The following is a 17,659-nucleotide window of genomic DNA, read 5'->3' as shown; positions in this document are numbered from 1 at the left end:
GAGCGGTGTGGTCGACGCGTCGGGCGTCGTCAGTTCGATCCTGTCGAATTACCGGCGACTCGTGGTCGAATACCAGCGGCGGGTCACCGGTGATCCTTCGGCGCTGACCGCGGCGGGCCAGCGGTGCGGCGATCGAGCGTCGACGGTTTCGGGCCGGGCGGACGAGATCGGCAAGGCGGCGAAGGCGCTCAACGCGTCTTGGGAGGGCGACGCCTACACGGCGTTCTCCACCTCCGCCGCGAAACTGAGCCAGGAACTCGGGGAGCTCGGCGCGAAACTGAGCGACCAGTCGAGCCGGCTGCGGGCGGGCGCGCAGGCCCTGCAGGGTGCGAAGTCCTGTGTGGACTCGATCCTCGCCCAGTTCGACCAGTACGCCGCGCAGCTCATCAGCCAGGCGCGGACGGCGAACGCGAACGCGGTCAACGCGTTCATCTCCGCCGCCCGGCAACTCGGTGAGCGTGCCGCGCAGGCGGCGCAGGAGATCGCCGACGAGCTGAGCGAAGAACTCGCGCGGCTGTTCCCGCCGGAGGGCGCCGGCCGGATCGAGCACGAGCTCGGCAAATGGGGCCGCGGCCCGTTGTACTGGCTCAACGGTGAAGCCCTCGACGGCCGCAAACGTCCGCGCTCGCATCCTTCCTGGTTCGGCAACTCGGGCTGGAAGAAGCTCACCTGGGACGGTCTCGAAGGCACGCGCGCCCCGCGCGCGGGTGACACCCCGTTCGGCAGGCCGAAGCCGGAAGGCCTGCGCGACAAGGCCTGGGGCAACACCGAGATCACCTACGCCAAGTGGAAGCAGGAGCAGGACGGCTTCACCCCGGGTTGGGACGCCAAGATCTCCTCGCAGGGCTGGGACGTCAAGGCGTCCGGGCACGCGGAACTGGCCGCCTTCAAGGAAGAACTCGAACGCAAGGGCGAGTGGGGCGTCGCTTCGGGCAGCGCCAAGGGAACCGCGTTCGTCGGCGGTGAGGTGAACGGATCGCTGCAGGCGGGCGCGCACGGGGTCGGTGTGCACGCCAACGCCTTCGTCGGCGGCAAGATCGAAGGCGAAGTCGCGGCGGACGTGGCCGGCGTCGGCGTCGGCGCGAGCGGAACCCTCCAATATGGACTCGGCGCGCAGCTCGACGGCCAAGCCGTCTACGACGCCGGGCATATCAAGGTCAACTTCAAGGCGGGTGTCGCGCTCGGCCTCGGTGCCGGGATCGGCGCGAAGATCGACATCGATCTGCCGAAGATCGCGGACACCGTCGGCGAATACGGCGGCGCGGCCGTCGACGCGGTGAGCGGCGCGGCGGGCCAGGCGGCGGACGCCGTCGGCGAGGCGTGGGACGACGCGATCACCTACGTGGGCACGTGGTGACGGGGATGAGCGAAACGATGACGCAGGACCGGGTCTCCCTCCCGCTCGGATTCGACATCCCCGAGGGCTGGGTGCCGGTCGAGCCGGCGTCCGTCGGTGCCGAGGGCGCGGTCTTCGTGGCGGTGCACTCCGGGACGTACGCGGAGTTCACCCCGAACATCACCCTGAGCATCGGGCAACGGCCCGACCCGGCGGAGATCACCGGCATCGCCGACGAGGCCGTCGAACGTCTCGGCCGGTCCATGGCCGCGCTCGAAGTGGTGCGGCGCAAGGTGATCGGCACCGGGATCGCGCCAGGGGTGACGCAGGTGCTGCGCATCCGCACCGGCGAAGGACAGGATCTCGTACAGACGCAGGTGCTGCTGACCGTGCCGGGGGCGACCCCGGCCGAGCGGCTGATCCTCGAAATCGCTTGTACCGCAACGCCCGAGGCGGCCCGTGGCCTCGGTGACGACTTCCGGCGGTTCGTGGGCAGTGTCCACGTCCGGCGGGATTTCACCGCAGATGAAGGAGAAGACTCGTGACCACCGACCCCTACGCCATGCCGGACATGGACGAGTTGCTGGACCAGGTCCGCAAGCAGACCGAAGAGGTGCAGCGCATCCAGCGTTCGGTCGAGGCGATGGAGGTCAAGGCGCACTCGCGGCAGAACGAGGTCACCGTCGTGCTGCGTGGTGACGGCCGGTTCACCTCGATCGACATCGACCCGCGCGCGGTGCGTCAGTACGACGCGCGCAACCTCTCGGAGATCGTGCTGGAGGCGGTCAACAACGGGCTGCAGAAACTGGCCGAGGCCAGCAGCGCCAAGTTCGCCCCGGTCATCGAGTCCGCCAAGTCGATCGAAGCATGACGGCCGCGATCGCGGGCTCCACCCGGCGCGTCACGGTGGTGACACCGCGGGCGCGCGTCGATGTGGCCCTGCCGCAGCAGAGCACGTTCGCCGAACTCGTCCCGCAGCTCGTGCGGCTCGCGGGCGCGTCGGGGCAGGCGTCGGCCGAGCATCCCGGCTGGGTGCTGTCCCGGCTCGGCGGCGCTCCGCTCGCGCTCGGGCTCACGGTCGCCGCGGCACAGGTGCGCGACGGCGAAGTCCTCCATCTGACCCCGCGGGAACGCCCGCGGGGTCCGCTGCTGTTCGACGACGTCGTCGACTCGATCGCCAGCGTCGCCGAGTCGGGCACCGGGCGGTGGGGGCCGCCGGTGGCGCGCAAGGCGGGCATCGTCGCGTCGGTGGTGCTGCTGCTCGTCGGTGGGCTGCTGGTGCAGGCCGCCGCGTCCGGCAGTGTGCTGGCGCCGATCGGGACCGGGCTGCTCGCGCTAGTCCTGGTGCTGGGCGGCGGCGCGCTGAGCCGCGCGTACGGCGACGCGGAGGCCGGTGCCGCCGGCGCGCTCGCCGGGGTCGGCGCGGCGCTTTTGGCGGGGATGTCGATCCTGCCGCCGCATCCGCTGTTCTCACTGTCGGCCGGACCGCTCGCCGCCGGGCTCGCGATCGTGACCGTCTATGGCGTGATCGCGGCCGTTTCGGTGGCGGACCGGTTGCCGTGGTTCGTCGCGGTGACCGTGTCGGCCGGGCTCGGCGCGATCACCACCGCCATCGTCCTGCTGGCCGATGTCCGCCCGGTTTCGGCGGCCGCCGTGGTCGCCGTCGTGGCGACGGCGCTGGCCGCGGTCGCGCCGATGATGGCGCTGCGGCTCGGCAGGCTGCCGCTGCCCCGGGTGCCCGACGACATGGACTCGTTCCGTGCCGACGAGAACCCTTCGCTCGGCGAGGACATGGTCGGCGGCACGACGTACGCGCAGGCGTTGCTGACCGGGCTGCTCGTCGCGCTCGGGCTCGTCGTGGTTTCGGCGTCGGTGGTCCTGTCGTCCTCCGGCGGGGCTTGGGAAGCGGGCTTGTGCGCGCTGCTGGGGCTGGCGCTGATGCTGCGCTCGCGCGCCTTCGCAGGCCGCTCGCAGCGGGTCGTGCTCATCGGTTTCGGCGCGGCGGCCCTGGCGGCGGCCGGATTCTGGCTCGCCGCGAGCGGTCCGCGTTCGTTCGTCTTCGCCGCGGGCTGCGCCGTCGTCGTCGCGGCGGGCGTCTGTCTCACCTACGCGACGCGTGTCGTGAAGGGACGTCGTTCTCCTTATTGGGCAAGGACTCTCGATATCGTCGAGTTCCTGGTGCTGCTCTCGCTGATCCCGTTCGTCGGCATGATCGCCGGGGTCTACGAGGCCGTGCGGGGCTGACCCCTCTCTTCACGCATTTAGTCCTCTGAATGCGGTACTTGCGTCACGCAACTACCGCATTCAGAGGACTAAATGCGTCACGTCCGTGAAGGACTCCTTCCCTACCCTCAGAGAAGAAAGGAGTCCTTCACGGACCGTCCCCTCAGTTCTCCAGCGCCAGCGGCAGGGTCCGCCGGACCGCCGCCGCGTGCCGTCCGTGCAGCGGGGTCACCGCGATCCCGCTCGGCCGCACCGGTTCCGCTCCCGGTCGTCCGCCGACCCGGATGGCCACCTCGGACTTCTCGCGTCCGCCGGGCGAGCGGTACAGCGTGTACGAAGTCGCGGTGAACGCCGAGCCAGGGACGTGAAGATCCAGTGTCCGCGCGAGATCCCGCTCCGACCGGGGCCGGTAGCAGACCTGCGACGCCCCGCCCCAGTCCCAGGAACGCCAGCCGTCCACCGGCGCGTCCTGGCCGCTGCCGAGCGCGACGCGCAGGTTTTCCGTCACCTCACCGGCTTCGAGCACGGTGCTCTCGAACCCGGCTTCGGCGAGCGCGCCCATCAGGGAGAGCGCCGCGCAGGCGGTGCTACGCAGCGCGCCGAGTTCTCCGCCGCCTCTGGCGAGCGCGGCGATCGGCGCGTCCTCGGGACGGTACCGGACGGTGAGCCAGCGGACGCGCAGCAAGGACTGTCCATTGGGGACGGTCCAGGTCAGCAGTTGCGCGCTGGACAAAGGGATCCCGGTGCTCGTGTACGCCTCGCGCAGGATGCCGACGAGCGTGTCCGGCGCGGGTGCCACGGCGCCGGGGGTGAGCCGGACGATGGCGCTCCACCCGTCGCTGACCTCGGCGACCCCGAAGCGGTTGCCCGCGCGGTCGACGTGCTGGCGCACCCGGACAGGACCGGCGAGCCGGTGCAGCGGATCGGGGACTTCGTGTTTGTCGCGGCCCCTCAGTCGATACGCGGCCCAGGTGAGCGCCCAGCCGGCGGCGTGGTGTCCGGCGAAGCGGACCGAAGTCGTCAGCACGAGGACGCCGGCGACGGCGACGATGCCGATCCACGCGGCCTGCGGGATCCCGTCGACGGTGAGGGCCAGCAGGATCGCGATCCCGGCGATCTCCCAGAGCGCCGCCTGCAGCGGACGGATCGGCAGCAGCCAGGGCAGCGGCGCCGCGCCCGCGATCCCGCGCGCGGGCGCCTGTTCCGGGACCGGGCGGGCCGGGGCTTCAACCGACAAGGAATTCCCCTCCTCCGTGCACGCGCACGACGGTAGCCCCGCCCCGCGCGGGGGAGGGGCGTAAAAAATACCCTCACCGCGAACCTGGCCGGAACCTAACGTGAGCACCCTCGAAACGGGTGGGCTCGAACGGCGGGGGACGGGGAGCGTGTGGACGCAGCGGGACCAGATCCAGGCCTACCAATTCCTCCGCAGGAGACTGGTTTCGGCACTGGTCTCGGCTGACGCCAACCATCCGGTCGCCCCGAGCCGCAGGCTCGTCATCGGGACTCTGTGCGGGCTCGGCGTGGCGCTGCTGGTCACCGCGGTCTTCGGCGTGATCGGCCTGCTGAACCCCTCCGGCGGCAAGGACTGGCTGGCGGGCGGCAAGGTGATCGTCGAAGAGGGCACGGGCGCGCGCTACATCCTCGGCCAGGACGGCGCGCTGCACCCCGTGCTCAACTACGCCTCCGCACGGCTGATGGCGGGCGGCAACGGTGAGGCCACCGTCACCGTCCCGTCGGACAAGCTCGCAAAGGCGCCGCGGGGTTCGCAGATCGGCATTCCCGGCGCCCCCGATTCGCTGCCCGCGGCGGCCGCGCTGGTGAACACGCCGTGGACGAGCTGCTCGCGGACGACCCAGGACGCGCCCGCGTCGGCCGAACCGGAGACGACGGTGCTCCTCGGCGCGCCCGCCGCCGGGGTCGACCTGCCGAGGGACCAGGCCGTCGTGGTCCGTGTCCCCGACGGCGAGCGCTACCTCGTCACGGCGGGACGCCGCTACAAGCTCACCCCGGAGGCCGCCACGGCGCTGCAGTTCGACACCTACCCGGTGATCGCGGTGTCCTCCCGGTGGATCGGTACCGTCGCCGCCGGACGCGATCTGGCCTACCGCGCGGTCGAAGACGCCGGGCGGCCCGGCCCGAAGGTCGGCGGCGCCGCGACGAAGGTCGGTTCGGTGCTCGGCGTCATCGACGCGATGGCGTCGCCCAGCGACGCGACGTCCTACTACCTCGTCCGTGCCGAAGGGCTCGAACCGATCGGCCAGACCGAGGCGAGCCTGCTGATCAACACGCCGGAGAACGCGGACGCCTACACCGGCGTCCCGGCGCCCGTCGCGGTGCGCGCGGCCGACGTGGCCGCGGTGCCGAAGGTCGCCAAGGCGAGGACGGGCGGGGCCGATCCCGCGGAGTATCCGGACCGAATCCCGCGAAAAGCGCCCGTTACCGGACAGTCCGTGACCTTATGCGCACAGGGTTCTCGAATCGTTATCTCCGCACAGGTCCCGTTGCCGCAAGGTGCGAAGGCGATCCCGGTGACGGCGCGCACGGACGCGCTGGTCGCCGACGCCGTCTTCGTGCCTCCGTCGGGAGGCGCGGTGGTGGCGGAATCCGGTTCCGGCACGGTCTACGTCGTCACCGACACGGGCCTGAAGTACCCGGTGGCGAGCACTGAGGCACTCGCTTCCCTCGGGTACGGCCAGGCCGAACGGCAACCGGTTCCGAATGGATTGCTGGCGCTGGTGCCGCGCGGGCCCGCGCTGGATCCGGCGCAGGCAGGCCGTGCGGTGTCCGCGGCGGTGGGTGGGACGGGGTGATCGGGAACGTGCAGAGGACCGAAGACAGGCCGGAGACCGACCGGATCGACGTCGCGGTGATCGAGGACCATCCGCTGTACCGGCACGCCGTGGTGCGGGTCCTCACCGAGGCCGAAGGGATCGAGCTGGGCGCCGTGGTCGATTCGGTCGCCCGGTTCCACGTCCATCCGCAGCCGCCCGGCAGCGTGGTGCTGCTCGACCTCGGCCTGCCGGGGATCGCCGGGTCGGCCGCCGTGCTGCAGGTGGCCGAACTGGGACATCACGTGCTCGTCGTGTCCGCGCAGGCCGAGCCCGAGCAGGTGCTCGGCGCGATCGCCGCCGGCGCCAAGGGTTTCCTGTCCAAGGACGTCGACGTCGACGAGCTGCTGACCGCGATCAGGACGGTCGCGCGGGGCAGGGCCTACGTTTCCGCGGTGGTGGCCGGGATGATCATCAAGGACAACGCCGACCGTCCCGCGCCCGCTCCGGACGTCGCGCTCTCCGCGCGGGAGAAACAGGTCCTGCGGCTCGTCGCGGCGGGCGAACGCGACGTCGACATCGCCCGCAGCCTGGGCATCGGAGTTCGGACGGTCCGCGGTTATCTGGACCGGATCCGTGACAAACTCGGAGAGAGAAGGCGGGCCGGTCTGGTCCGCAAGGCCATCCAGTTCGGGCTCGCGTCTCCGCCGGAGGTGCCCGGCCCGTCTCGGCCGGTCGCGCCCCGCGCCGACGCGGGCGGATTCGAAGGACGCCGGTGAACGCAGACGAGCAGCAGCCGAAACGCACCACGCCGATCAACGTCGGGGTGATCGAAGATCATCCGCTGTACCGGGACGCCGTCGCGCGTGTCCTCACCGAAGCGCCCGACATCGCGCTGGGCGCCGTCGCCGACTCCGTCGCGCGGTTCGCCGTCCAGGAGCAGCCGCCCGGCAGCGTCGTCGTCCTCGACCTCAAGCTGCGCGGCGTCCAGGACGCCGCCGCCGTGCTCGAAGTGGGGCAGATGGGGCACAAGGTGCTCGTGGTGTCCGCGCACGCCGAGCAGCCCGAGGTACTGGGCGCCATGCAGGCCGGGGCGAAGGGCTTCCTGTCCAAGGACGTCGACGGGGACGAACTCCTGCGCGCCATCCGCACCATCGCCGAGGACAACGCGTACGTGTCGCCGACGCTGGCCGGGATGATCATCCAGGACAGCGAAGACCGCCACGCCGGGCCCAAGATCGTCCTGTCCGAGCGGGAGAAGCAGGTCCTGCGGCTGGTCGCGGCGGGCGAACGGGACGTCGACGTGGCGGAGATCCTGAACATCAGCGTGCGGACCGTGCGGTCCTATCTCGACCGGATCCGGGACAAGACCGGGGAACGGCGGCGGGCCGGATTCGTGCGCGTCGCGATCCGGGAAGGCCTGCTGCGCTAGACCCCCGCATTTAGTCCTCTGAATGCGGTACTTGCCAAGCGCAAAGACCGCATTCAGAGGACTAAACGCGGGGGGCCGAGAAGTTCACCCGCAGCGTGTAGACCGAACTGCTCGCCGTGATGAACAGATCGTTCCGCCGCGGCCCGCCGAAGGTCAGGTTGGAACAGACCTCCGGCACCCGCAGCTTCCCGATCCGCGTGCCGTCGGGCGCGAAGCAGTGCAGGCCGTCGTGTGCGGCGGCCCAGACCCGGCCCGCGGCGTCCACGCGCACGCCGTCGAAACCGCCGGCGTCGCAGGTGGCGAAGATTCCGCCGCCGGAAAGCCGCCCGTTGCCCACCGAGAAAACCCTGATGTGGCTGGGTTTCTGCCGCGTGTCCGCGATGTAGAGCAGCGATTCGTCCACCGAGAACGCGAGCCCGTTCGGGCGCGAGAAATCGTCCGCGACGATCCGCACCGCACCGTCCACCGGATCGACCCGGTAGACGTGGCAGGCGCCGATCTCGCTTTCCGCCTGATGACCTTCGTAGTCGCTGTCGATGCCGTAACTCGGGTCGGTGAACCAGATCGCGCCGTCCGAGGACTCGACGACGTCGTTGGGGCTGTTGAACCTCTTGCCCTGATAGGTGTCCGCGAGGACGGTGGTCGTGCCGTCGTGTTCGGTGCGCGTCACCCGGCGGCCGCCCTGCTCGCAGCTGACGAGCCTGCCCTGACGGTCGACGGTGTGCCCGTTGTGGAATCCGGCGGGTTCGCGGAACACGCCGACCGCGCCGGTGGTCTCGTCCCAGCGCAGGACCCGGTCGTTCGGGATGTCGCTGAACACCAGGTACCGGCCTGCCGGGAAGTAGGCGGGCCCCTCGGTCCACCGGCAGCCGGTGTGCAGGCGCTGCATCCACTCGTCCCCGTTGACGCGGGCGAACCGCTCGTCGAGCATCTCGAAATGTGCCTTGACCATGTCCATGAGAACCCCAGTGTTCCGAATGAAATATTGCGATCATCATGAAACGTCGAACTTGATATGGTCAACCCATGGATGACGTGGATCGCATGTTGCTCACCGCGTTGCAGCAGGACGCGACCCAGGCGTACGCCGCGCTCGGCAAGGCGGTCGGCCTGTCCGCGGGCGCCGCACACGAACGGGTCCGCAAACTACGCGAACAGGGCGTCATCCGGCGCACGACCGTCGACGTCGACCCGGCGGCGGTCGGCCGGGGAGTGATGGCGTTCGTGCTGGTCGAGGCGGGCTCGTGGATGGGCGACGCGCCGACCAAGGCCGCGCTGGAGGCGCTGCCGGAGGTCGTCGAGGCGCATATCATCGCGGGCCCGGCCTCGCTGCTGGTGAAGCTGCGCACGCCGACCACCGAGGAACTGCAGGCGTCACTGCGCAGGCTGTACGCGATCGAGGGCGTCACCGGGACGCAGACGATCGTGGTGCTCGAATCCTTCTTCGAGCGATCCGTGGACGCTACAGCCGGCGGTTCGCCAGAACGCCCGTCGCCGCCCGCGCCTTCCCGCTGACCGCGGGGTCCACGTCGACGACCACCAGCTCCGGCCCGGCGCCCAGCTGGGTGTGGACGCGGCCGAAACCGTCGGACACCGTGGAGTAGCCGATCCCGGTGGGCGCCTTCGGGTTCACCGGGGTCGAGGTCGTGGCCGGATCGGCCTGCCCGCAGCCGAGGACCCAGCAGCCGGAGTCGAGCGCGCGGGCACGCACCAGTACCTCCCACTGCTCGCGTTTACCCTCGCCCGCACCCCAGGACGTCGGCACGAGGACGATGTCGGCGCCGTCGTCGGCCAGCTTCCGGAACAGTTCGGGGAAGCGGATGTCGTAGCAGGTCGCGACGCCGAACGTGATCTCGTCGACCTCGAAGGTGGCAGGCGCGGTACCGGGCGCGACCGTGTCGGACTCCGCGAACCCGAACGCGTCGTACAGATGGATCTTGTCGTAGCCGAAGTGATGCCCCGCGCCGGTGACGAGCAGGGTGTTGCTCACCCGCCCGTCGGGTGACGGCGTGAACATGCCCGCGACGACCACGACGCCGTGTTCCTCGGCGAGCGCGGCCACAGTGGACGCCCACGGCCCGTCCAAAGGTTGCGCGACGGGCCCGAGCGGGATGCCGAAGCGCGCCATCGCCGCCTCCGGGAACACGACGACCCGGGCGCCTTCGCCCGCCGCGGCCGTCACGCCCTCGCGAATCAGCTTCAGGTTCGTCTCGGGATCCTCGGCGGCCGTGAGCTGGCACAACCCGATTCGCGGCACGGAGGCCTCCCTCATCGTGGGATCGCTGGTCACCACCCCAGTGTGCCTGCTCGGGGCGATCCGGCCACCTCGTACCCTTGACCCATGCTGAACCGTACCGACCTGCGTGGACAGGTCCCGTCCGTTGCCGAGCTCAGGCGCACGCTCCCGCGTGCCGAGTACGACGTGGACGCGGCGCTGCATCACGTTCGGCCGGTGGTCGAGGCGGTCCGCGATCGCGGCGTCGAGGCGGTTCTCGAGTTCACCGAGAAGTTCGACAAGGTCCGTCCCGGCGGCGTCCGTGTGGCCGCCGCGGAGCTCACCAACGCGCTCGAGAACCTGGATCCGGCCGTCCGCGAGGCGCTGGAGGAGTCCATCGTCCGCGCCCGGAAGGTCCACGGCGACCAGCGCCGTCAGGACGTCACGACCGAGGTCGTCGACGGCGGCACCGTCACCGAGCGCTGGATCCCGGTGGACCGTGTCGGGCTGTACGCGCCGGGCGGGCTCGCGGTGTACCCCTCGACCGTGGTGATGAACGTCGTCCCGGCGCAGATCGCCGGCGTCGGCACGCTCGTGCTGTGCTCGCCGCCGCAGGCCACGTTCGGCGGGCTCCCGCACCCGACGATCCTGGCCGCCGCCGAACTGCTCGGCGTCGACGAGGTCTGGGCCGTCGGCGGGGCGCAGGCCGTCGCGCTGCTCGCGTACGGTGGCACCGACACCGACGGCAGGACGCTGGAGCCGGTCGACGTCGTCACCGGTCCCGGCAATATCTATCTCACCGCGGCCAAGCGGCTGCTGCGCGGGATCATCGGCATCGACTCCGAGGCGGGCCCGACCGAGATCGCCATCCTCGCCGACGAGACCGCCGACCCGGTGCACGTCGCCGCCGACCTGATCAGCCAGGCCGAGCACGACCCGCTCGCCGCGAGCGTCCTGGTCACCACGTCCGAGGAGCTCGCGGACGCCGTCGACAAGGAGCTGACCGGCCGGGTCGCCGCGACCAAGCACTCCGAGCGAGTGACGGAGGCCCTGGGCGGCAAGCAGTCCGGCATCATCCTGGTATCCACTGTGGACGACGGGATCCGCGTCGTGGACGCGTACGCCGCGGAACACCTGGAGATCCAGACCGCGGACGCGCCGACGGTGGCGGCCCGCGTGCGCAACGCCGGCGCGATCTTCGTCGGGGCGTACGCGCCGGTCTCGCTCGGCGACTACTGCGCCGGGTCGAACCATGTCCTGCCCACCGGCGGATTCGCGCGGCACTCGTCCGGGCTTTCGGTGCAGAGCTTCCTCAAGGGCGTGCACGTCGTCGACTACAGCCAGGACGCGCTGCGCGAGATCGCCGGCCGCGTCGTCGCGCTGGCGAACGCCGAAGACCTGCCCGCCCACGGCGAGGCCATCACGGCGCGGTTCGAGGGGGAGCGGGCATGAGCATCGGCGAGGAGGTCACGCTCGGCTCGCTCCCGCTGCGGGACGACCTGCGGGGCAAGACCCCGTACGGCGCACCGCAGCTCGACGTGCCGATCCGGCTCAACACCAACGAAAACCCGTACCCGCCGCCGGACGCGCTGGTGGCCGACGTCGCCGAGGCCGTCCGCGCCGAGGCCGCTTCGCTGCATCGCTACCCGGATCGCGACGCCGTCGCGCTGCGCCAGGACCTCGCGGACTACCTCGCGGTGTCCACCGGCGTACTCGTGTCGGAGTCGAACGTGTGGGCCGCCAACGGGTCCAACGAGATCCTGCAGCAGATTTTGCAGGCCTTCGGCGGCCCCGGCCGCTCGGCGCTGGGCTTCGAGCCGTCGTACTCGATGCACCCGATCATCTCGGCGGGCACCCGCACCGACTGGCTGCCGGTGCCGCGCCGCGACGATTTCACGCTCGACACCGAGAAGGCGGCCGCGCTGGTGCGCGAACGCCGTCCGGACATCGTGTTCGTGACCAGCCCGAACAACCCGACCGGCGGGTCGATCCCGTTCGACGAGCTGCGCGGGCTGCTCGAAGCGGCGCCGGGCATCGTGGTGGTCGACGAGGCGTACGCGGAGTTCTCGTCGCAGCCGAGTGCCGTCGAGCTTCTCGAGGAGTACCCGGCGAAGCTGATCGTGTCGCGCACGATGAGCAAGGCGTTCGCCTTCGCGGGCGGGCGGCTCGGGTATCTCGCGGCCGCGCCGGCGATCGTCGACGCGCTGCAGCTGGTGCGGCTGCCGTATCACCTCTCGAAGCTCACGCAGGCCGCCGCGCGCGCCGCGCTACGGCACGCGGACGCCACCCTCGCCTCGGTCGCCAAACTCGCGGCCGAACGCGACCGCGTGGTGGAAGCGTTGCTGGGCTTGGGATTCACGCCGGTCCCGAGCGACGCGAACTTCGTCCTCTTCGGACGGTTCGCGGACGCGCCCGCGACCTGGCAGTCCTATTTGGACAACGGCGTGCTGATCAGGGACGTCGGCATCGAGGGGCACCTGCGGGTGACCATCGGGACGCCGGAAGAGAACGACGCCTTTCTCGAGGCCAGCAAGGAGGTGCCGCGATGAGTCGCGTCGGCAAGGTGGATCGCACCACCAAGGAATCGTCCATTTCGGTCCAGCTCGACCTGGACGGCACGGGACAGGTGGAGATCGACACCGGTGTCCCGTTCTACGACCACATGCTCACCGCGTTCGGCGTGCACGGCTCGCTCGACCTCAAGGTGCAGGCGACCGGTGACGTGCACATCGACGCGCACCACACCGTCGAGGACACCGCGATCGTGCTCGGCCAGGCGCTGCGGCAGGCACTCGGCGACAAGAGCGGTATCCGCCGCTTCGGCGACGCGTGGATCCCGATGGACGAAACCCTCGCGCACGCCGCGATCGACGTCTCCGGGCGCCCGTACTGCGTGCACCTGGGCGAGCCGGAGCAGTTCAACAGCTTCACCATCGGCGGGAACTACCCGTTCGTGCTGACGCGGCACGTGTTCGACTCGCTGTCGTTCCACGCGCAGATCGCGCTGCACGTGCGGGTGCTGCACGGCCGCGACCCGCACCACATCGCGGAGGCCGAGTACAAGGCCGTCGCGCGGGCGCTGCGCGCCGCCACCGAGCCGGACCCGCGGGCGGGCGGCATCCCGTCGACGAAGGGCGTCCTCTAACCCCGCGTTTAGTCCTCTGGATGCGTTCCTTGCGCGTGCAACTACCGCATCCAGAGGACTAAATGCGTCCGGTGGGCTGGTAGGTGGTGAGGAGCACGCCGGACGGGGTCGCGGTGGTGCCGGCGAACTCCAAGGAGCATGCCGGGGTTCCTTCGGCGAAGAAACGCTTGCCTGTACCCAAAAGGAGCGGGTAGACGGCCAGCAGAACCTCGTCCGCGAGCCCGTTTTCGAGCAGCGCCGAGGTCAGCGTGGAGCTGCCCGAGAGGATGAGGTCCGGGCCGTCCTGCGCCTTGATGTGGCGGACGCCTTCGACGAGGTCCGGGCCGGCACCTTCGAACGGGCCCCATTTCAGGCTTTCCGGACGATGGGTGACGACGTATTTCGTCGCCGCCTTGAGCCGGTCCGCGAACGGGTCGCTTGGCGCGTCCGGCCAGTATTCCGACCAGAGGTCGTAGGTGCGACGGCCGAGCAGCAGGTCGAACCTTTCGGGGTGCGCGGCCATGATGGCCTCCCGGCCGGCGGGGGTCCGGTACGGCATGTTCCAGCCGCTGTACGGGAAGCCGTTCTCGTCCTCGGAGTGCTGGATCACGCCGTCGAGCGAGATGTGCTCGATGATCTTGAGCTTCCTCATCACGTCTCCAGCAACGCGTCGAGTTGGGGCATCGCGGCGCGGAAGCCCTCTTCCATCCCCGGGATCGTCTTCTCCATGGCTTCGATACTGGAAAACCGGGTCACGTGGATCAGGCGTGATCCCGTCGGCGTCGACTCGAAGGTGAATGTCATCGAGGACGGCATGTTCTCGTCGTCGGCGTTGTCCTCGCCGTCGTGCACCTCGAACGAGTCGATGGGGTTCACCGCGGTGAACTTCCAGGAGTCGGCCCACTTTTCGCCGTTCGGCCCGGACAGGTAGTACTCGGCGCGGCCGCTGGTCCGGAAATCGTGATGGGTGAACGTGGCGGGTGCGAAGGGCGGCCCCCAGAAGCGTTCGAGTTGTCGTGGATCGGCCCAGGCGTCCCAAAGGCGTTTCCGCGGAACGGGAAAGTCCGCCACGACGGTGATGCTGAGCTCTTCGGGCTTCTTGGTGACGGAGGTGATCGGCATCGTCATTCCCCTTCTCGCAGGACATCGTCGAGCTGCGCCACACGTTGGCGCCAAAGGGCTTCGTAGGAGTCGAGAAGCTCGCTGGCGCGCTGGAGCCGCTCGCGGTCAGTCGAGACCAGTTGTTCGCGTCCGCTGGCACGTTTCCGGATCAGGCCCGCGCGCTGGAGCACGGCGACGTGTTTCTGCACGGCGGCGAAGCTCATCTCGTAGCGCGCGGCGAGTTCGGACACCGACGGTGCTTCCGCGATCGCCCGCGCCAGGATGTCGCGGCGGGTGCCGTCGGCCAAGGCGCGGAAGAGCTGGTTGAGCGACTCCTCGCCCTCCCCTCGAAGTACAACCATGTGGTTGTACGTTAGCCGTGCCCGGTCGCGCGGGCAAGGCCCGGGCCCGGCGCGGTCGTGATGGGGGACGTGTGGCAGGGTGGCGGTCGTGAGTAACACGACCATCGCTGTGCTGCTGTTCGCGCTCGGCGGCTTCCTGATCGGCGGCGTCTACGCGACCTGGAAGAGCGTCAAGTTCATGGCCGTCGTGCTGGGGATCGGCGCGCTGCTGGCCATCGGCGGCGCCATCGCCTGGCTGGCCTGAGCGCCGTCCGGTGAATCGGCTGCGCGCCGGGAGCCGCGTCAAGTTCCTCTTCTTCTGAAATCGGCGTGACGGCGCGATCGGGCCGGAGTGCTTCAGGCAGCGGTGGCCCGCCCGGTTCACCACCGGGGCGAAACTTCCCGACGGCCGAGCGCTCCATGATGTGGCGGAAAGCGGTCCTGTGCGACGACGCCGAGGGCGCGCCATCCGCGCGAGGCCAAACCGCTGCGCGTGAAGGCCCCCTTCGCCGCGCTAGACGTAGCGAAGGGGGCCTTCATGTACTTCGGGGCCGGCAGGGCACCGGTACCGAGTGGGTCACCGGGGTCGTGAGTGGCGATTCGGGTCAGGGCCGAGAGCGTCTTGGGTGCCTACTGGATTTGGCTGGGGCTGATCATGTGTCCGTGAAGGCCTCCTTGCCTACCCTGAGGGTAGTGAAGGAGGCCTTCACTACCCTCAGGCGGGCACGGGCACCGGTGCCGAGTGGGTCACCGGGGTCGTGAGTGGCGATTCGGGTTAGAACCCGAATCGCCACTCACGACCAACCCGCACCAAACGACCTGCACGGGGCCTTCGCGTACCTATCGAGGACTAAGCGAAGCGGGCGTGTCGCACCGGGCCCGGGCCGAAGAAACCCGCGACCAGTACCTACTTCGAGGCGTCGACCAGCTCCCGCTCGTCAGGAGCGTCCAGCTGCTTCGCGAGCTTCTCGCCTTCGACGTCCACATCGGGCAGCACGCGATCCAGCCACTTCGGCAGCCACCAGGCACCGCGTCCGAGTAGCGACATCAGCGCCGGCACGATGGTCATCCGGATCACGAACGCGTCCACCAGCACCCCGAAGGCCAGCGCGAACCCGATCGACTGGATCAGCGACGATTCCGCGAGGACGAACCCGGCGAACACGCTGATCATGATCAGCGCGGCGGCGACCACGACGCGGGAGCCGTGCCGGAAGCCAGTCACCATCGCCTGCTGCGGGTCGGCGCCGTGGACGTATTCCTCCCGCATCCGGGTCACCAGGAACACCTGGTAGTCCATCGCGAGCCCGAACAGCACACCGATCAGCAGGATCGGCAGCATGCTCATGATCGGCCCGGTCGTCTTCACCCCGAGCAGGTCGGTGAGCCAGCCCCACTGGAACACCGCCACCACGGCGCCGAACGTCGCGACCACGGAGCCGAGGAAGCCCAGCGTCGCCTTCAGCGGGACCACGATCGAGCGGAACACCAGCATCAGCAGCAGGAACGCGAGCCCGACGATCAGCGCGAGATAGGGCAGCATCGCGTCGGCGAGTTTCTCCGAGACGTCGATGTTGGCCGCGGTCTGGCCGGTCACCGCCAGCGACGCGCCGGTGGCCGTGCCCAGCCCCGCGTTCAGGCCGCGGATGTCGCTGACCAGGTCTTCGGTCGCGGTGCTGCTGGGGCCGCTCTTCGGGATGACGGTCAGCAGCGCCAGGTCACCGTCCCGGTTGGTCTTCGGCGGCGTGACGATCGGGCGTTCGGGGAGCCCGCCGATCCCCGCGGCCGCCTGCTGGAGCGCGGCCTGCCGGTCGGTGCTGGCGCTCAGGTCGACGACGATCACCAGCGGCCCGTTGGCGCCCTCGCCGAAGCTGCGGGCGACGGTGTCGTAGGCCTTGCGCTGGGTGGTGTCCGGCGCGGCGGTGCTGTCGTTCGGCAGGCCGAGCTGCATGCTCGCGGCCGGGATGGCGACGATCGCGAGGCCGGCGATCGCGGCGATCAGCACCGGGATCCGGCGGCGGGCCACGAAACGTGCCCAGCGCTCGCCGTGTGTCGTCGCGTTTTCCTTGCGGCGCAAGCGGATCTTGCCGCCCGCCAGTTTGCCGCCCGCGAAGCCGAGGACGGCGGGCAGCAGGGTGAGCGCGATGACGACCGCGATGGCGACGGTGATCGCCGCGGCGATCCCCATCTCGCCGAGGAACGGGATGCCGACGACGGTCAGGCCGGCCAGCGCGATGATGACGGTCAGCCCGGCGAACACCACGGCTGAGCCCGCGGTGCCGGTGGCCCGTCCGGCGGCTTCCTCCGGATCGCGGCCGATCGTGAGTTCGTGCCGATAGCGGGAAACAATGAAGAGCGCGTAGTCGATGCCGACGGCGAGGCCGATCATCAGTGCGAGCACCGGCGTGTTCGTGTTCAGTTCGAGGAAACCGGACGCCGTCGTGATCCCCGCCATGCCGATGCCGACGCCGATGAGCGCGGTCAGCAGCGGGATCCCGGCTGCGAGCAGCGAGCCGAAGGTGATGATCAGGACGACCGCGGCGACGGCCACACCGAGGCCTTCGGTGGCGTTCGTGGCGGGCATCGCCTGGACGGCGTCACCGCCGAATTCCACGGTGTACCCGGCGGCCTTGGCGGAATCCGCGGCGGCCATCAGGCCGTCGCGGTCGGCGTCGGTGAGCTCGAAGCCCGGGACGCGGTAGCTGACCTGCGCCAGCGCGACGTGCTTGTCGGGCGAAATCGCCTGCGCCTGCAGCGGGTCGACCACGCCGGCGACCTTCGGCGCGTCCTTGAGCCCGGTGACGAGACGGGCGATCGCCGCCTGCCCACCGGCGTCGGTGATGTCACCGGACGTCGAGATGACGACGCGCGCCGTCGCGCCACCGGCGGCGGCTTCCGGGAACCGGTCGGCGAGCTGGTCGATCGCCTTCTGCGACTCGGTGCCGGGGATGGTCACCGAGTTCGAAAGCTGGCCGGACAGGGTCAGCGCGCCCGCGCCGAGGGCCACCAGGACGGCGGCCCACACCGCCGTCACCAGTGCCCGGCGCCGGAACGAGAACCGGCCCAGGCGGTACAGGAAGCTGGCCACGAAAGTCTCCCGTTCACTCGTTCAGGTT

At 70.2% G+C, this 17,659-nt stretch carries 19 protein-coding genes; 12 read left to right on the top strand and 7 right to left on the bottom strand.

The features are described from left to right. The first annotated feature begins 7 nt into the window (after nucleotides 1-7). The 4 genes from AC069I_RS31850 to eccD are packed head-to-tail and all read left to right on the top strand — an operon-like array spanning nucleotide 8 to nucleotide 3,580. A complete protein-coding gene (locus tag AC069I_RS31850) occupies nucleotides 8-1,357 on the top strand; it encodes a WXG100 family type VII secretion target (protein ID WP_478234682.1) in 1,350 nt (449 codons plus the stop codon). A 5-nt stretch (nucleotides 1,358-1,362) separates the two neighbouring features. Next, the gene (locus AC069I_RS31845; protein ID WP_340687529.1) at nucleotides 1,363-1,881 is read left to right on the top strand and encodes a hypothetical protein; all 519 of its coding nucleotides are present in this window, start codon (nucleotides 1,363-1,365) and stop codon (nucleotides 1,879-1,881) included. Continuing rightward, nucleotides 1,878-2,207, top strand: a complete 330-nt coding sequence (locus tag AC069I_RS31840; RefSeq protein ID WP_016336001.1) for a YbaB/EbfC family nucleoid-associated protein — start codon at nucleotides 1,878-1,880, stop codon at nucleotides 2,205-2,207. Before AC069I_RS31845 ends, AC069I_RS31840 begins: the two co-directional genes overlap by 4 nt. Then, nucleotides 2,204-3,580, top strand: a complete 1,377-nt coding sequence (gene eccD, locus AC069I_RS31835) for a type VII secretion integral membrane protein EccD (protein ID WP_478227217.1) — start codon at nucleotides 2,204-2,206, stop codon at nucleotides 3,578-3,580. Before AC069I_RS31840 ends, eccD begins: the two co-directional genes overlap by 4 nt. A 142-nt stretch (nucleotides 3,581-3,722) precedes the next feature. On the opposite strand, the gene AC069I_RS31830 is transcribed toward eccD, so the two are convergent. Continuing rightward, nucleotides 3,723-4,796 (bottom strand): type VII secretion protein EccE, encoded by a 1,074-nt coding sequence (locus AC069I_RS31830; protein ID WP_478267071.1) that lies wholly within the window; start codon nucleotides 4,794-4,796, stop codon nucleotides 3,723-3,725. Between the two features lie 100 nt (nucleotides 4,797-4,896). Between AC069I_RS31830 and eccB the strand changes: the two genes are divergently transcribed. From eccB to AC069I_RS31815, 3 genes are read left to right on the top strand one after another with little or no spacing between them, the layout of a single operon-like run. Further along, nucleotides 4,897-6,372, top strand: a complete 1,476-nt coding sequence (gene eccB, locus AC069I_RS31825) for a type VII secretion protein EccB (RefSeq protein ID WP_478227215.1) — start codon at nucleotides 4,897-4,899, stop codon at nucleotides 6,370-6,372. Next, on the top strand, nucleotides 6,369-7,109 hold the full coding sequence (locus AC069I_RS31820; protein WP_478227214.1) for a response regulator transcription factor: 741 nt from the start codon (nucleotides 6,369-6,371) through the stop codon (nucleotides 7,107-7,109). Before eccB ends, AC069I_RS31820 begins: the two co-directional genes overlap by 4 nt. Then, on the top strand, nucleotides 7,106-7,762 hold the full coding sequence (locus AC069I_RS31815; protein ID WP_034319368.1) for a response regulator: 657 nt from the start codon (nucleotides 7,106-7,108) through the stop codon (nucleotides 7,760-7,762). Before AC069I_RS31820 ends, AC069I_RS31815 begins: the two co-directional genes overlap by 4 nt. A gap of 61 nt (nucleotides 7,763-7,823) precedes the next feature. On the opposite strand, the gene AC069I_RS31810 is transcribed toward AC069I_RS31815, so the two are convergent. After that, nucleotides 7,824-8,720, bottom strand: a complete 897-nt coding sequence (locus AC069I_RS31810; protein WP_478227213.1) for an SMP-30/gluconolactonase/LRE family protein — start codon at nucleotides 8,718-8,720, stop codon at nucleotides 7,824-7,826. Nucleotides 8,721-8,788: 68 nt separating this feature from the next. Between AC069I_RS31810 and AC069I_RS31805 the strand changes: the two genes are divergently transcribed. Further along, nucleotides 8,789-9,277, top strand: coding sequence for an Lrp/AsnC family transcriptional regulator (locus AC069I_RS31805; RefSeq protein ID WP_478227212.1), 489 nt, complete (start codon nucleotides 8,789-8,791; stop codon nucleotides 9,275-9,277). On the opposite strand, the gene AC069I_RS31800 is transcribed toward AC069I_RS31805, so the two are convergent. After that, complete coding sequence (locus AC069I_RS31800; RefSeq protein ID WP_478227211.1) at nucleotides 9,225-10,019, bottom strand: carbon-nitrogen hydrolase family protein; 795 nt, start codon at nucleotides 10,017-10,019, stop codon at nucleotides 9,225-9,227. The genes AC069I_RS31805 and AC069I_RS31800 overlap by 53 nt on opposite strands. Nucleotides 10,020-10,103: 84 nt before the next feature. Between AC069I_RS31800 and hisD the strand changes: the two genes are divergently transcribed. Genes hisD through hisB form a run of 3 tightly spaced genes read left to right on the top strand, consistent with a single transcriptional unit; the run spans nucleotide 10,104 to nucleotide 13,122 of the window. Then, nucleotides 10,104-11,429, top strand: a complete 1,326-nt coding sequence (gene hisD / locus AC069I_RS31795) for a histidinol dehydrogenase (protein WP_478267070.1) — start codon at nucleotides 10,104-10,106, stop codon at nucleotides 11,427-11,429. Then, nucleotides 11,426-12,526 (top strand): histidinol-phosphate transaminase, encoded by a 1,101-nt coding sequence (locus tag AC069I_RS31790; RefSeq protein ID WP_478227209.1) that lies wholly within the window; start codon nucleotides 11,426-11,428, stop codon nucleotides 12,524-12,526. The genes hisD and AC069I_RS31790 overlap by 4 nt, the downstream gene beginning before the upstream one ends. Continuing rightward, nucleotides 12,523-13,122, top strand: a complete 600-nt coding sequence (hisB, locus tag AC069I_RS31785) for an imidazoleglycerol-phosphate dehydratase HisB (RefSeq protein WP_007029930.1) — start codon at nucleotides 12,523-12,525, stop codon at nucleotides 13,120-13,122. Before AC069I_RS31790 ends, hisB begins: the two co-directional genes overlap by 4 nt. A gap of 58 nt (nucleotides 13,123-13,180) precedes the next feature. On the opposite strand, the gene AC069I_RS31780 is transcribed toward hisB, so the two are convergent. Genes AC069I_RS31780 through AC069I_RS31770 form a run of 3 tightly spaced genes read right to left on the bottom strand, consistent with a single transcriptional unit; the run spans nucleotide 13,181 to nucleotide 14,564 of the window. Then, on the bottom strand, nucleotides 13,181-13,753 hold the full coding sequence (locus AC069I_RS31780) for a dihydrofolate reductase family protein (RefSeq protein ID WP_478267069.1): 573 nt from the start codon (nucleotides 13,751-13,753) through the stop codon (nucleotides 13,181-13,183). Beyond that, nucleotides 13,753-14,223, bottom strand: coding sequence for an SRPBCC family protein (locus AC069I_RS31775; protein ID WP_478267068.1), 471 nt, complete (start codon nucleotides 14,221-14,223; stop codon nucleotides 13,753-13,755). Before AC069I_RS31775 ends, AC069I_RS31780 begins: the two co-directional genes overlap by 1 nt. A 2-nt stretch (nucleotides 14,224-14,225) precedes the next feature. Beyond that, the gene (locus AC069I_RS31770; protein WP_478227206.1) at nucleotides 14,226-14,564 is read right to left on the bottom strand and encodes an ArsR/SmtB family transcription factor; all 339 of its coding nucleotides are present in this window, start codon (nucleotides 14,562-14,564) and stop codon (nucleotides 14,226-14,228) included. A gap of 88 nt (nucleotides 14,565-14,652) precedes the next feature. Between AC069I_RS31770 and AC069I_RS31765 the strand changes: the two genes are divergently transcribed. After that, a complete protein-coding gene (locus AC069I_RS31765) occupies nucleotides 14,653-14,808 on the top strand; it encodes a hypothetical protein (protein ID WP_016335988.1) in 156 nt (51 codons plus the stop codon). Between the two features lie 642 nt (nucleotides 14,809-15,450). On the opposite strand, the gene AC069I_RS31760 is transcribed toward AC069I_RS31765, so the two are convergent. Beyond that, nucleotides 15,451-17,631 (bottom strand): MMPL family transporter, encoded by a 2,181-nt coding sequence (locus AC069I_RS31760; protein ID WP_478267067.1) that lies wholly within the window; start codon nucleotides 17,629-17,631, stop codon nucleotides 15,451-15,453. Nucleotides 17,632-17,659 lie beyond the last annotated feature (28 nt).

This window comes from Amycolatopsis sp. NPDC043885 (assembly GCF_056435685.1).
This window is presented reverse-complemented; position numbering and strand designations above follow the sequence as displayed.

Coding starts and splice junctions, on each gene's coding strand:
- eccD (WP_478227217.1), top strand. CDS start 2,204: ATGACGGCCGCGATCGCGGGCTCCACCCGGCGCGTCACGGTGGTGACA.
- AC069I_RS31790 (WP_478227209.1), top strand. CDS start 11,426: ATGAGCATCGGCGAGGAGGTCACGCTCGGCTCGCTCCCGCTGCGGGAC.
- AC069I_RS31805 (WP_478227212.1), top strand. CDS start 8,789: ATGGATGACGTGGATCGCATGTTGCTCACCGCGTTGCAGCAGGACGCG.
- AC069I_RS31845 (WP_340687529.1), top strand. CDS start 1,363: ATGAGCGAAACGATGACGCAGGACCGGGTCTCCCTCCCGCTCGGATTC.
- AC069I_RS31770 (WP_478227206.1), bottom strand. CDS start 14,564: ATGGTTGTACTTCGAGGGGAGGGCGAGGAGTCGCTCAACCAGCTCTTC.
- hisB (WP_007029930.1), top strand. CDS start 12,523: ATGAGTCGCGTCGGCAAGGTGGATCGCACCACCAAGGAATCGTCCATT.
- AC069I_RS31780 (WP_478267069.1), bottom strand. CDS start 13,753: ATGAGGAAGCTCAAGATCATCGAGCACATCTCGCTCGACGGCGTGATC.
- AC069I_RS31775 (WP_478267068.1), bottom strand. CDS start 14,223: ATGCCGATCACCTCCGTCACCAAGAAGCCCGAAGAGCTCAGCATCACC.
- AC069I_RS31810 (WP_478227213.1), bottom strand. CDS start 8,720: ATGGACATGGTCAAGGCACATTTCGAGATGCTCGACGAGCGGTTCGCC.
- hisD (WP_478267070.1), top strand. CDS start 10,104: ATGCTGAACCGTACCGACCTGCGTGGACAGGTCCCGTCCGTTGCCGAG.